The 13171-nt window shown below is 62.7% G+C and carries 11 protein-coding genes and 3 pseudogenes; 8 read left to right on the top strand and 6 right to left on the bottom strand.

Features of this window, described 5'->3' with window-relative positions; all coding sequences use genetic code 11:
- Window positions 1–364: pseudogene (gene clpA / locus PE067_RS16395) on the top strand (ATP-dependent Clp protease ATP-binding subunit ClpA); the annotation flags it as partial.
- Window positions 365–851: 487 nt separating this feature from the next.
- Here clpA and PE067_RS16390 read toward each other — a convergent pair.
- Window positions 852–1379, bottom strand: a pseudogene (locus PE067_RS16390) (IS5 family transposase); the annotation flags it as partial.
- A gap of 111 nt (window positions 1380–1490) precedes the next feature.
- Here PE067_RS16390 and PE067_RS16385 point away from each other — a divergent pair.
- Both PE067_RS16385 and PE067_RS16380 read left to right on the top strand, forming a co-directional pair.
- Window positions 1491–2552, top strand: a complete 1062-nt coding sequence (locus PE067_RS16385; RefSeq protein ID WP_276190764.1) for a putative toxin-antitoxin system toxin component, PIN family — start codon at window positions 1491–1493, stop codon at window positions 2550–2552.
- The gene (locus PE067_RS16380; RefSeq protein ID WP_276190763.1) at window positions 2549–2824 is read left to right on the top strand and encodes a hypothetical protein; all 276 of its coding nucleotides are present in this window, start codon (window positions 2549–2551) and stop codon (window positions 2822–2824) included. Before PE067_RS16385 ends, PE067_RS16380 begins: the two co-directional genes overlap by 4 nt.
- 120 nt (window positions 2825–2944) lie before the next feature.
- On the opposite strand, the gene mfd is transcribed toward PE067_RS16380, so the two are convergent.
- Window positions 2945–6430: a transcription-repair coupling factor gene (mfd, locus tag PE067_RS16375; protein ID WP_276190762.1), complete on the bottom strand. Its 3486-nt coding sequence runs from the start codon at window positions 6428–6430 to the stop codon at window positions 2945–2947.
- 68 nt (window positions 6431–6498) lie between these two features.
- The gene (locus PE067_RS16370) at window positions 6499–7065 is read right to left on the bottom strand and encodes a hypothetical protein (protein WP_276190761.1); all 567 of its coding nucleotides are present in this window, start codon (window positions 7063–7065) and stop codon (window positions 6499–6501) included.
- 189 nt (window positions 7066–7254) lie between these two features.
- Between PE067_RS16370 and hemB the strand changes: the two genes are divergently transcribed.
- Window positions 7255–8262: a porphobilinogen synthase gene (gene hemB / locus PE067_RS16365; RefSeq protein WP_276190760.1), complete on the top strand. Its 1008-nt coding sequence runs from the start codon at window positions 7255–7257 to the stop codon at window positions 8260–8262.
- A 57-nt stretch (window positions 8263–8319) separates the two neighbouring features.
- Window positions 8320–8895 carry a YSC84-related protein gene (locus PE067_RS16360; protein ID WP_276190759.1) on the top strand — a complete coding sequence of 192 codons (576 nt, stop codon included), beginning with the start codon at window positions 8320–8322 and terminating at the stop codon, window positions 8893–8895.
- Between the two features lie 57 nt (window positions 8896–8952).
- On the opposite strand, the gene PE067_RS16355 is transcribed toward PE067_RS16360, so the two are convergent.
- The gene (locus tag PE067_RS16355) at window positions 8953–9600 is read right to left on the bottom strand and encodes a transglycosylase SLT domain-containing protein (protein WP_276190758.1); all 648 of its coding nucleotides are present in this window, start codon (window positions 9598–9600) and stop codon (window positions 8953–8955) included.
- A 239-nt stretch (window positions 9601–9839) separates the two neighbouring features.
- On the opposite strand from PE067_RS16355, the gene ssb reads away from it, so the two are divergent.
- Window positions 9840–10319, top strand: a complete 480-nt coding sequence (gene ssb, locus PE067_RS16350; protein ID WP_276190757.1) for a single-stranded DNA-binding protein — start codon at window positions 9840–9842, stop codon at window positions 10317–10319.
- 18 nt (window positions 10320–10337) lie between these two features.
- Here ssb and PE067_RS16345 read toward each other — a convergent pair whose 3' ends face one another.
- Window positions 10338–10502, bottom strand: coding sequence for a hypothetical protein (locus PE067_RS16345; RefSeq protein WP_276190756.1), 165 nt, complete (start codon window positions 10500–10502; stop codon window positions 10338–10340).
- A gap of 473 nt (window positions 10503–10975) precedes the next feature.
- Here PE067_RS16345 and PE067_RS16340 point away from each other — a divergent pair, with 473 nt between their 5' ends.
- Entirely contained in the window at window positions 10976–11494 is a 519-nt protein-coding gene (locus tag PE067_RS16340; protein ID WP_276190755.1) for a hypothetical protein, read from the top strand.
- Window positions 11491–11910, top strand: a complete 420-nt coding sequence (locus tag PE067_RS16335; protein ID WP_276190754.1) for an integrase core domain-containing protein — start codon at window positions 11491–11493, stop codon at window positions 11908–11910. The genes PE067_RS16340 and PE067_RS16335 overlap by 4 nt, the downstream gene beginning before the upstream one ends.
- Window positions 11911–12278: 368 nt before the next feature.
- Here PE067_RS16335 and PE067_RS16330 read toward each other — a convergent pair.
- Window positions 12279–13035 (bottom strand): annotated as a pseudogene (locus tag PE067_RS16330) (IS5 family transposase).
- Window positions 13036–13171 lie beyond the last annotated feature (136 nt).

The following is a 13171-nucleotide window of genomic DNA, read 5'->3' as shown; positions in this document are numbered from 1 at the left end:
GCTGGACGCGATCATTTCCTTTGCGCCGCTGTCGCGCGAGGTCATCGTTCAGGTCGTGGACAAGTTCATCCTGCAGTTGGAAGCGCAGCTTATGGACCGCGGCGTGCATATCGAACTGACGCCCGAAGCCGCGAACTGGCTGGCCGAAAAAGGTTATGACGACAAGATGGGCGCCCGCCCGCTTGGCCGCGTGATTCAGGAAAACATCAAGAAGCCTCTGGCCGAAGAGCTGCTGTTCGGACGCCTGACCAAGGGCGGGTTGGTGAAGGTCCGGCTGGAAGATGGCAAGATCGCCTTTGACATCACCGGCCCCGATGCGCCGAAACTGACGAAGAACAAACCTCCGCTGCTGATCGCGGATTAAGGCGGCAAGGTTTCGGAAAGCAAAAGGCGGCCCCGGTGGCCCAGCCCCTACGGTAAATGTTGACAAACCAATGAGCCGCCCCCATCTGGGCGGCTCATTTCTTTTGCTACACAGCAATTTCCAGGAGTCGGTCCGGGCAATCTTATCTCGAAGAAATCTTCGACACAGAAGCGCCGGCTTCCGGTTTTGGTTGCCGGGTTTTCCGTCAACTTCTGTCGAAACCCTCACTGCATCCGCTACGGGATACCGCCCAACCCACATGCCGCTGTCGGTCGATCTAGCGGTGATCCACATCATGGGCATGTGACTGGATCAGGATCGGACAGAACTTTCACCTGTCCGGTCTGCGGCTCGCACAACATCCTTAAATCCAACCGGGCCGTTGCGCAAGAACGATGCGGGTCAATCGCCGGCCGCGATGCGGCGATGCGTGTAATAATCCGGGCTGCCAGAACTCGGTATCAGCATGATCCTCATGCCCTCCGCCTACCGGGCCTTTGTCGCCCTTGTCGCTGGAGGTGAATTCCACCGCCCGGATGTCACCGGTGACAGGGGCCATCGCCAGATGGACCTTGCGATACTGGCGTCGGCGGCGGGTGCCATGCTTGCGCGCCAGCCATTCCCCGTCGCCGGGGAACCTGATCCCCGTGCTGTCCACCAGCAGGTTCAGCGGCCCCGGTGCACGGCGGCTCGATATCTGCACTTCGATGCTCCTCTGCCTGCGGCTCAGGGTCGAAAAATCCGGAACCGGCCAGTCGAGCCCGGCCATCGACAGGATGCTCGCCACCATCCCGGTTGTTTGCCGAAGCGGAAGCCCGAACAGGACCTTCACCATCAGGCAGAACTGGATCGCGGCATCGGAGAACACCGGCGGCCGACCATTACGACCAGCCCTGGGCGCCAGCCACACCATGTCCTTGTCCAGCCAGATCGGCAACGACCCCCGACGCCTCAAGGCATCCTTGCAGGATGTCCAGTTCGTCCTGCGGTAGCGGCTGCGCTCAGGATTACTCATCCCAGGGGCGTAGCCCACTGGATTCACGATGGGAACCCCTCAGAGAAGAGAGTTCTGCAACAACGCCGGTCGGGCGGGGCACACATCACCGAGGTATCTTTCCAGAAGGGCATGACCAACGACGAGCGCAGCACCATGGCCAGACTCGGCGGCGAGGCATTCCACGCCCTGAACCGGGAGCACCGCACATCCGTCGATCTAATCCAGGAGCGTCACCCGGAACTGAACCGCCGTCAGGCGCTGGTCGCGCATCTGCTCGATACCCGTTTCAGGGATGTCAGCGTTGAAGATCGGCGGCGAATGCTCGCCACGGTCGGAACCCAATGGCCCTTTCATACCAAAGCGGAGCCGAGGAAATCACTGCGCTTGAAAACGGATCTTGGCCACCTGGGGGTCGACGGGCTGGCCAGGCTGATCTGCGAGGCCTCGATCCATCCGGTTGACGCTTGGTTCAACTCGGCCCGGCGCCGTGTGACCGGCTTCGAGCGGGGACTGCCCACCGCATCGAACCAGCACAGAATCTGGCACGCCTACGGGTTCTACGATCCGGACATGGTTCCGAAGCTGGTGACGATTTTGCGGTTCTACCACAATTGGATGCTGCGAGGGCGGGATGGGGCAACGCCCGCGATGAGGATCGGCCTGGCTAAAGGCCTCATCTATCCGAGGGATTTGTTCTCGTTCCCCTGGGATCGGCGACTTGACGATAGCAAATGTGATATTATATATAATATCATTATCGTGATTGATACAAATATCATCGTGAGTGGGTTGAGGTCTCGGAGAGGGGCATCTTATCTCATTTTGGATAGCATGTTGAGTGGCGCCACTCGATTTGCTTTATCTCCCGCCTTGGTGCTGGAGTATGAGGATGTGTTGAAAAGGCCCGGAATACTCGGAGCGCCGCCTTCAATCTCTCATGTCCAAGTGGATGTGATCCTTGACGCGCTCTGCAAGATGGCTGTCGAGGTTTCTCCTTGGTTTCGGTTCAGACCATTTCTGAACGATCCGAAGGATGATCATGTTGTTGAATGTGCCATGGCCGCTAGCGCTCGGATAATCGTGTCAGGGGATAAGGTGTTCCGACACGAAGATGTATCGGCGTTTGGTTTGGTGTGGCTGACCGCGCCTGACTACGCATACGAGCTGAACCTGGAAAGGAGAATGAAATGAATGCATTTGCACTTCGCATGCCGGACCACCTTATGGAGCAGGCGCGAGAAGCTTCAGAGATGGACAAGGTGTCGATCAATCAGTTGCTTGTTTCCCTGATTGCCGAAGGACTTGGACACAGGAGAGCGCTCCTGGAAATGAAGAGCAGGGCAGCAAGGGGAAATCCTGCGGCAGCCTTGCAGATCCTGCACGATGTCGTTCCGGACGTTGAGCCGGATGAAGGAGATGAGCTGCGAGAGCATAGCGATCGCAGCCCTGATTTCGGAATGTAAATCCCAAGAGTAACAGGGCGACGCAACATGCGTCGCCCTGTTGTTCAGATCAACATTTACCATAGGGGCTGGCCCCGGTGGCCGCCTTTTTCATTTTGCCCCGTCCCGTCCCGACCGGAATCAGCCCTTTTTCCTGACCTGCCCTTCGCGGATCTTGGCGGCCAGATCGCGGGCCACGGCAAAGGCGCCCTTGATCTTGTCCGCGTCGTTTTTCCAGTCGCGGCGGACGAAAATCTTGTTGTCGGTGACCTTGGCCTGCCCGCGCTGGTCGTTCAGATATTCGACCAGACCGGCCGGATTCGGGAATTTGTCCATATGGAACTGAACGGTCGCGCCTTTCGGTCCCGCATCGAGTTTCGCGATATTGGCCTTTTTCGCCATGGCCTTGATGCGGATCACCAGCAGCAGCGTGTTCACCTCGCGCGGCAGCGGACCGAAACGGTCGATCAGCTCGGCCGCGAAACCTTCCAGCTCGACCTTGGTGGTCAGTTGCGACAGGCGACGATACAGGCCAAGCCGGACGTCCAGATCAGGGATATAGCTTTCCGGGATGGTCACCGGCACGCCAAGGTTCAGCACCGGCGCCCAGTCATCTTCGGGCGTGCCCTCGATCTCGCCCGATTTCAGCTTGGCAATCGTTTCTTCCAGCATCTGCTGGTAAAGTTCGAACCCGACCTCCTTGATATGGCCCGATTGTTCCTCGCCCAGCAGGTTCCCGGCCCCGCGCAGATCCAGATCCTGAGACGCAAGGTTGAAGCCCGCGCCCAGACTGTCGATGGCGCCCAGAAATTTCAGCCGCCGCATCGCCTGCGGCGTCAGCGGCACGCGCGGTTTCGTCGTCAGATAGCAATAGGCGCGCGTCCTGGACCGTCCCACCCTGCCCCGGATCTGGTAAAGCTGCGACAGGCCGAACATGTCGGACCGCCAGACCACCATCGTATTCGCCGTGGGAATATCCAGCCCGCTTTCGACAATGGTCGTGGCCAGCAGAACATCGGCCTGACCGTCGTAAAAGGCGTTCATCCGTTCATCCAGATCGCCCGCCGCAAGCTGCCCATGCGCCACCATATAGCTGACCTCCGGCACGTTTTCCGTCAGCCAATGTTCGATATCGGGCAGGTCGGACAGGCGCGGCACGACCAGAAAGCTTTGCCCGCCGCGATATTTTTCGCGCAGCAGGGCCTCGCGGATGGTCACGGTGTCGAATTCGCTGACATAGGTGCGGATCGACAGCCGGTCCACCGGGGGCGTGCCGATGATCGACAGGTCGCGCACGCCGGTCAGCGACAGTTGCAGGGTGCGCGGAATCGGCGTTGCGGTCAGGGTCAACACATGGATATCGCTGCGCAATTCCTTGAGCCGTTCCTTGTGGCCCACGCCGAAATGCTGTTCTTCGTCGACGATCAGCAGGCCCAGATGCTTGAAACGGACCTGCTTGGCCAGCACCGCATGGGTGCCGATGACGATATCGACCGTGCCCTCGGCCAGCCCCTTGCGGGTTTCCGTGGCATCGCGGGCGGATACGAAACGCGACAGCGGACGGACGTTCAGCGGCGTGCCCCGGAACCGCTCGGCAAAGTTCTTGAAATGTTGCCGCGCCAGCAGCGTCGTCGGCGCGATCACCGCAACCTGCATCCCCTGCGAGGCGGCGATATAGGCGGCCCGCATCGCGACCTCGGTCTTGCCGAAACCGACATCGCCGACGACCAGCCGGTCCATCGGCCGCCCCGCCGCCAGATCCGCCGCGACATCGACGATGGCCGCCGCCTGATCGTCGGTTTCGGTATAGGGAAAGCGCGCGGCAAAGCTTTCCATTTCGTGATGTTCGGGTTCAAGGATCGGCGCGGGACGCAGCAGGCGTTCGGCCGCGACGCGCATCAGCCGGTCGGCGATCTGCCTGATACGTTCCTTCAGCCGGGCCTTGCGCGCCTGCCATGCACCGCCGCCCAGCTTGTCCAGCAAGCCTTCTTCGTGGCCGTAACGGCTGAGGAGTTCGATGTTTTCGACCGGCAGATACAGCCGGTCGCCGCCCGCATATTCCAGCGCCACGCAATCATGCGGCACGCCAAGCGCATGCACGGTTTCCAGCCCGGTATAGCGTCCAATCCCGTGTTCGACATGGACGACCAGATCGCCGGGCGTCAGCGTCGTGGTGTCGCGCAGAAAGTTTTCGGCCCGGCGTTTCTTGCGCGCCCCGCGCACCAGCCTTTCACCCAGAACATCCTGTTCCGACACGACGGCCAGCGCCCCGGTCGCGCTGCCATCCGCGACAAAGCCCTCTTCCAGCGGCCAGACGGCCAGACCCAGGGCGCCCTTGCCCTGCGGCAGATCGTCGATGCTGCGGATCGGGACGGCGCCTTCGACCCCTTCGTCGGCGATCAGCCCGGCCAGACGGTCCCGCGCACCATCCGAGAAACTGGCCAGAACCACCCGGCCCGCGCCGCGCAACCCATGGATGTGGTCGGCCAGAGCCTTGAACAGATTGGTATTTTCCGATTGCCGTTCGGGCGCGAAATTGCGCCCCGGACGCCCGCCCGTATCCAGAATGCCGGGACCGGGCGGTTGCGGCAGCACGGCAAGGCGCAGCAGGCGAAAGCGCGACAGCCACAGATGCCATTCGGCCTCGTCCGGGAACAGGCTGCAGGGCGGGACCGGGCGATACAGGCTGTCGCCCGTCCCCTTGCGGCCAAGCGCCTCGACCCCGGCCTCGTGCTGTTCGGTGACGGTCTGCCAGCGCGCCTCGCGGACCTGTTCCAGATGGTCGTCGGTGACGATGCTGGCGCCGGGCAGATAGTCGAACAGGCTTTCCAGCCCGTCGTGGAACCACGGCAGCCAATGTTCCATCCCGGCCATCTTGCGCCCGGCGCTGACACTTTCATACAGCGGATCCTGCGCGCCACCGCCGCCGAATTCGGCGCGGTAATTCTGGCGGAAGCGGCTGATCGCGGTGTCTTCCAGAATGACCTCGGACATGGGGGCCAGTTCGACCCGGTCCAGCTTTTCGGTGGTGCGCTGCGTGTCGGCGTCAAAGCGGCGGGCGCCGTCCAGCACATCGCCGAACATGTCCAGCCGGATCGGCCCGCTTTCGCCGGGCGGATAGATGTCGATGATGCCGCCCCGGACGGCGTAATCGCCGGGTTCCGTCACGGTGGGCGACTGGACAAAGCCCATCCGCACCAGAAAGGCGCGCAGCGCGGTTTCGTCCATGCGGTCGCCGACCGCCGCTGAAAAACCCGCATCGCGCACGGCCGATCGCGGCGGCACCCGCTGCATCACCGCGTTCAGCGTGGTCAGCAGGATGAACGGCCCCTTGATCGCGCCATGGGCCAGCGCCGTCAGCACCGCCATCCGCGCCGCCATGATCCTGCCCGCAGGCGAAATCCGGTCGTAGGGCATCGTATCCCAAGCCGGGAAATCCAGCACCACCGCACGCGGCGCAAAAAATTCCAGCGCCGCGCGCATCGCGGCCATGCGGCGGTCGTCGCGGGCGATATGGATGACCGGCGCGCCGCGCGCCAGTTCACGGGCGATCAGGGCAGCGTCCAGGCCTTCGGAAGCGCCGGACAGGGTGAAATGTTCGGGCGGAGTGGTCGATGCGGCAGACATGGGGCTGACCTATTCGGATAGAAGGGGATGTCAAGTGCAACCGGGGCAGGCCGAAGCCGCGCATCTTTTCACAACCAGCGGCCCGACAGCGACAGCCAGAGCAGCAGCAGCATGAAGCCGGTCAGCAACAACAGCGGCGGCAAGTGGGTCAACACCGTGCGGTAGCGGGCCATCAGGCGGGCAGCGGCGGCGGCGGCCTCGTTCGGGGTGATGCGATGCGCCTGTGCCGCAGCCAAAATGACCTGCAGCCGGGACGCCAGCCACAAGCCGCCCAGCATCTTGAGAACCACGGGAAACAGCAGGATCACCAGCGCCTGCGCCATCTCCAGCCCATAGGCAAAGCCAAGCAAGATCAGCGTGCTGCAGACAAATGCGAAAAGACCAAGCAGCCACACCCCCTCGCGCGGGTCAAGCCGCCACCGTGGCAGGACCAGCGACAGCCAGTCCAGCAGCACCAGCGCCTCGGGCGTGTCGGGGCCTTGCGGGTCGCGGGGCACGCGGCGAATGACATCGGGCGGCACGCCCAGAACATTGCGCCCCACCATCGTCCAGACCGTTGCAAGCATGACCCAGAACCAGATGGTCGCAAAGGACCGGCTGTCCAGAATGCTCAGGATGTCTTTCAGTAAACCCACGCGGCCGCACTGCATTAAATCAGGTGAACGGCACCCTAACCGCAGGCGCCACAAAGAGGAACCGCGAAACGGCCTTTTCGGGCCGGGGTTGCTCCGGCGCAACCACGGGTGCAGATTGCGGCCGGGTGCCGGAATGATCCATCCCGGAACATGACCCATCCCGGACCGCCCCTTCGCCAAGGACATGCCATGACCGATCGCCCCATCATCGCCCCCTTTCCCGCCACGCGGATGCGCCGGTTGCGCCGCACCCCTGCCCTGCGGGCGCTGGTCGCGGAAAGCACGCTGTCGCCCGCGAACCTGATCTGGCCGGTCTTTGTCACCGAAGTCGCGGGGGCCGAGGGCGAAATCCCCTCGATGCCCGGCGTGGAACGGCTGACGCTGGACGGGGCGAAGCGCGCGGCGGAAACCGCGATGCGTCTGCGCATTCCGGCGATCTGCATCTTTCCCCATTCCGACCCCGACCTGAAAACCGAAGATTGCGAGCGGGCATGGGATCCCGAAAACATCGGCAACCGGGCGATCCGCGCCATCAAAGAGGTCGCGCCCGATCTGGCGGTAATGACCGATATCGCGCTGGATCCCTATAACATCAACGGCCATGACGGTTTCGTCCACGACGGCGTGATCGTGAACGACGAAACTGTCGGCGCGCTGGTCCGCATGGCGCTGGCTCAGGCCGAGGCGGGCGCCGATATCCTTGGCCCCTCGGACATGATGGACGGCCGCATCGGCGCGATCCGCGATGCGCTGGAGGATCACGGGTTTTCCGATGTCGCGATCCTGTCCTATGCCGCGAAATACGCCAGCGCCTTCTATGGGCCGTTCCGCGATGCGGTCGGTGCCTCGGGTCGGCTGGTCGGCGACAAGAAGACCTATCAGATCAACCCCGCGAACCGGGACGAGGCCCTGCGCTGCGTCGCGCGCGACCTGTCCGAAGGCGCCGACATGGTCATGGTCAAACCCGGCATGCCCTATCTGGACATGTGCCGCATGGTCCGCGACCGCTTTGCCGTTCCGACCTTTGCCTATCAGGTCAGCGGCGAATATGCGATGCTGGAAGGGGCGATCCGCAACGGCTGGCTGTCGCGCGATGTCGTGCTGGAAAGCCTGCTGGCCTTTCGCCGCGCGGGCTGCGACGGCGTGCTGACCTATTTCGCCCCTTGGGCGGCCGAAGTGCTGGCACAACAAGGGTAACTGCCCTATCATCCCGCATCAAAGGCGGGGAAACCGCCACTTCGGGACGAGGCGAAAATGAACGAAATCAATACCCTCTCTCGCAGGAGCCTGCTGACCGGCGGGCTTGCTGCGACGCTGGTGGCGGGGTGCTCGAACGCGGTCGGGCAGAATGCGGCGGCGCGTCTGGATGCGCGCGTCAACGCGACCAGGACCTATCTGCTGCAGACCTATCCCAATGTCGCGCCGATGATCCAGAACGCCAAAGGGGTGCTGTATATGCCCCTGATGACCGAAGCGGGCTTTGGCGTCGGCGGCGCCTATGGTCAGGGCGCGCTGCGCATCAATGACGCGACGGTCGATTACTATTCGGCGACACAGGCCAGCGTCGGCTTTCAGATCGGCGCGCAGCAATATGCCCATGTGCTGGTTTTCCAGACCGCGGAATCGCTGGCCAATTTCCGCCGCTATCCCGGTTGGGTGGCCGAGGCGGGCGCCTATTACGCCCTGCCCGCCGGCGGGGTCGCGATGGGGGCCGATACGATCAGTTCTCAGCAACCGGTGGTCGCGATGATCTTTGGCCAGTCCGGGCTGATGGCGGGCGCGACGATTGCGGGGACGAAATACAGCCGGATCATCCCCGCGTCCTTCTAGGGCGACGCGGGGCGAATGAAAAAGGCGCGGGCCAGTCCCCGCGCCTTTTCTTTTGTCTCAACCGCCGTGGATGATGCGGACGTAATTCGTCGTTTCGCGATAGGGCGGGATGCCGCCGTATTTCGCCACCGCCCCCGGCCCCGCGTTATAGGCCGCAAGCGCCAGCCGCCAACTGCCGAAGGTGTTATACATCTGCCGCAGATAACGCGCGCCGCCGTCCAGATTCTGGACCGGATCGCGCGGATCGACCCCCAGCTTGGCCGCCGTGCCCGGCATCAGCTGCGCCAGACCATGCGCCCCCTTGTGCGAGCGCGCATTCGGATTCCACCCCGATTCCTGCTGGACCAGACGCAGAAACAGATCTTCGGGGATGCCATGTTTGCGCGCGGCGGCACGGGCATGGGGCAGATACTGGCTGCGCATATTGCCGCGATATCGCGGGATCGCCCCCGAGGCGATTTCGGGCGCCGCCCTCGAGGTTGAAACCCCGTTCGGCCGCAGCCGCGCAGAGCGTTGGTATTGCCCCGACAGCCGCGAATCCATCAGCCGGGTCTGGCGCTCGAACTGGGCCTGCCGCGATTTCGACCCGCCGCCCGACAGCCGCAGCCCGTCCGCCCATGCTGGCAGCGCAACGGCAAGCGACAGGGCCGCCAAAACGCCCGCACGCGCGGTCGCCCGCCACATTCCGATCCGGTTCGGTTTCATGAAGACTGCCCTCTATACGTCGGTCTGCTTTTTGCGCCGAAATATAGCCATTTTCCGTGTGGCGCCACGATCACGTTTCAGGTGCAATTTTTACATCGGCAGTTTTTCGCCGATCCAGCGCCTCGCGGAACCCGCCCGGACCCGGCAGGTTGGGCTTGCGACCGGGTTGGACTTGCGACGGGCAAGCCTCCCGCGCTACACGGGACGCCAGAATTGGATCGGATGCAGAGGACCGACAGATGGCAGGCAGCGTGAACAAGGTAATTCTGGTCGGCAATCTGGGTCAGGACCCCGAGGTCCGCAATTTCCCCAGTGGCGGCAAGGTCGCGAACCTGCGCATCGCGACATCGGAAAGCTGGAAGGACCGCAACAGCGGCGAACGCCGCGAGCGCACCGAATGGCATACCGTCGCGATCTATTCCGAACCGCTGGTGCGCGTCGCCGAACAATATCTGCGCAAGGGCAGCAAGGTCTATGTCGAAGGCCAGCTGGAAACGCGCAAATGGCAGGACCAGAACGGCAACGACCGCTACTCGACCGAGGTCGCCCTGCGCCCCTTCCGCAGCGAATTGCACATGCTCGACAGCCGTGGCGGCGGCGGTGGCGGCTCGATAGGCGGCGATTCACGCGGCGGCTATGACGACGGCGGCTACGGCGCCCCTGCAAGCAGCGCCCCCGCGCGGCAGCAACCGGATTTCGACGACGATATTCCGTTCTAGGTTCCATCCCTATTAATTTCAGATCCAGAAGATGATGATTGCGGCACGGGTCAGCGGGCGCTGATAGCGATCGTCGATCACCAGCTGCCGGATCGGGATCCAGTCGAGCACGGGCGCGGCCTGATCCGCCGGTTCAAGCGCGGGCTGGCCCGATACGTCGATCGCGCGGAAATGAGGGGTCATGGCAAAAGCTCCTGCAGCTTGCCCGGCCGGAAGCCCCGGAGGGGATGGGTCTGAAAGACAACCTTCTCCACCACCTAAATCATTGTTTTATAAGATGCGGATGATGGTTTTAATGGTCATCTGGTTCAGTCGCGACTGACAGCGAACCGGATGATCGGGGCTATTATAGCTTCATGGAGAGATCGACTGACCTGTCTGCAGCGGCGCGTCAAGGTGTCTTGACGGCCATCGTCCGTCCCGCGCGCTTTTGGTCTTCCTGAGCGGGGTGCCAAAATGTAGGCACGCCTCATCGCATTGACATGACGGCAATTTTTAAGGGCCGTGCTGGGGCCCGGCAAGATGAATTCGTCGTTCTCCCTCCTTATGGTCTTCCCTGGCCCGGTTCTTCATGCCGCGGCACAACGCGCAGATGCGGCTGCTCGAGGCGCCAGATCCATATTCTGCGGGCCCGCATCCCGGCGCAAAGGATAATCTTGTCGCCCGCCGAGAAAGCCGAGCTTCTGCGCATCGGGGAGGAGTGTGGGCACGATATCGACGGGATCATGGAGGTGGCTAGGCCCGCGACCTACAAGCGCTGGCTTGCCCAGATGCGCAACGGGCGCCCCTTCAAACCCGTGGGCAGGCCGCGCCTGACGCAGGAGCTGCGCGATGTCGTCATCCGCATCGGGTCGGAAAACCTCCTCTGGGGTTACAAGCGGATCGCCGGGGAGCTGAAAAAACTCGGGCTCTATGCCGGCGCCAATTCGGTCAAGCGCATTCTTGATGAGGCGGGCATCCACCCCAGCCCCGAGAAGCGGCGAAAGAAGCCGGCCCTGCCATGGACCACCTTCATCAGGGCGCATATAGAAAGCATGGTCGCCTGCAATTTCTTCACCAAGACCGTGCTGACCGCCCGTGGGCCGCTGACGGCCTATGTGCTGATCTTCATCCATCTCGGCAGCCGCCGCGTGTTCTGCAGCGCCCGACCTATGCCCCGGGCGCGGCATGGGTGACGCAGCAGGCCCGCAATACGCTGATGTGGTGCGCGGAACAAGGGATCACGCCGCGCTTCCTGATCCGCGACGCCGACACCAAGTTCAGCGCCAGCTTCGATGCCGTCTGGGCGTCGGAAGCTGCCCGGGTCATCCAGATCCCGCACCGGGCGCCGAACGCCAATGCCTTCGCGGAATCCTTCATCGGCACCATCAAGCGCGAATGCCTGGATTTCTTCGTCTGCTTCAGCCGGTCGCAGCTCGATTACATCCTGCGCACATGGGTGCGCCATTACAATGTCGAGCGTCCGCATCGAGGCCGGGACATCGGGAACAATGTGCTTCAGGTCGACTTTCGTCCTGCCCGTGACGGCCCAATCCGCTGCCGACGTCAGCTTGGCGGCATCATCACCTCCTACACCCGCGATACGGCGTGATTGGCGGCTGTCCACGCACTGATGGATGCCGCACCATCGGCCACGGCGCGCTGAGCCGGTCCGCCGCCAGGTCGTTGAAGATGGTCGCCGCCGCGGCGGCGAACTTGCGACAATCCTTGGCATACTTACGCCCCCGGACCCGCATCGGATCAAGGCCGCTCGCCGCGCCCATGAAGCCCGGTGGGCTGCGTTGGATTGGGGGCGCGGCGGTTTGACCGCCGGCCATATACTGAGGAGCGCCGAGGTAACGGCGGCGATGCCGAGGGAACGACCCTAGCTTCGATCGCCCCGCGAGCGGGCAGTCGTCCATGAAGCTAAACCCGTACAACCTGCAGCAATCATGTCCTAGGGTCTGGACTCATTGAGTTTCAAAGCCAGTAGATGACGAGGGCAGCAAGTGCGATTGCTGACAAGAATACCTTGGGGCAACGGTCGTACCGGGTCGCCACACGCCTCCAATCCTTGAGCCTGCCGAACATGATCTCGATCCGGTTGCGCCGTTTGTACCGGCGCTTGTCGTACTTGACGGTTTTCTTCCGCTGCTTCCGGCCTGGGATGCAGGCGCGTATCCCTTTGTCTTTCAACGCTTCTCTGAACCAGTCGGCGTCATAGCCGCGATCCCCGAGCAGCCAATCGACATCCGGCAGGCTGCTCAGCAATGCCCGCGCGCCGATGTAATCGCTGACCTGTCCGGCAGTGACGAACAGGTTGAGGGGGCGCCCTGGCTGTCGCAGATGGCGTGCAACTTGGTGTTCATGCCGCCCTTGGTGCGACCAATCAGGCGCCCACGCCCCCCTTTTTCACGCCCATGCTGGTCGCGGTGCGGTGGGCCTTCAGGTAAGTGGCGTCGATCATCACGGTCTTCTCTTCGCCGTGCCCGGCCGCCAGACCCGCCATCATTTGGGCAAAGATGCCCTTGTCGCTCCACCGCTTCCAACGGTTGTATAGTGTCTTGTGCGGGCCATAGGCTGCCGGGGCATCGCGCCACCGTAAGCCATTGCGATTGATGAAGATAATCCCGCTTAACACGCGTCGATCATCGACGCGAGGCTTGCCGTGGGACTTGGGGAAGAAAGGCTCAAGACGCGCCATCTGCGCGTCCGTCAACCAAAAAAGATCAGACATGGTCACCGCTCGCTTTTCGAACCGTGAATCACGCCGCCAGTCGGAAATCAATGGGTCCTGAGCCTAGGGCCAAACAATCATCTGTAGGGCACACTGTAAGGTGAAATGTAGGGTATGTATTTTGTCCAACAAGTCA

Source organism: Paracoccus sp. DMF-8 (genome assembly GCF_029309835.1).
GTDB lineage: Bacteria > Pseudomonadota > Alphaproteobacteria > Rhodobacterales > Rhodobacteraceae > Paracoccus.
This window is presented reverse-complemented; position numbering and strand designations above follow the sequence as displayed.

Bases quoted from the DNA above. Each gene is read 5' to 3' on its own strand.
- hemB (WP_276190760.1), top strand. From the start codon at position 7,255: ATGACCGATCGCCCCATCATCGCCCCCTTTCCCGCCACGCGGATGCGC.
- PE067_RS16345 (WP_276190756.1), bottom strand. From the start codon at position 10,502: ATGACCCCTCATTTCCGCGCGATCGACGTATCGGGCCAGCCCGCGCTT.
- mfd (WP_276190762.1), bottom strand. From the start codon at position 6,430: ATGTCTGCCGCATCGACCACTCCGCCCGAACATTTCACCCTGTCCGGC.
- PE067_RS16355 (WP_276190758.1), bottom strand. From the start codon at position 9,600: ATGAAACCGAACCGGATCGGAATGTGGCGGGCGACCGCGCGTGCGGGC.
- ssb (WP_276190757.1), top strand. From the start codon at position 9,840: ATGGCAGGCAGCGTGAACAAGGTAATTCTGGTCGGCAATCTGGGTCAG.
- PE067_RS16385 (WP_276190764.1), top strand. From the start codon at position 1,491: ATGACCAACGACGAGCGCAGCACCATGGCCAGACTCGGCGGCGAGGCA.
- PE067_RS16380 (WP_276190763.1), top strand. From the start codon at position 2,549: ATGAATGCATTTGCACTTCGCATGCCGGACCACCTTATGGAGCAGGCG.
- PE067_RS16360 (WP_276190759.1), top strand. From the start codon at position 8,320: ATGAACGAAATCAATACCCTCTCTCGCAGGAGCCTGCTGACCGGCGGG.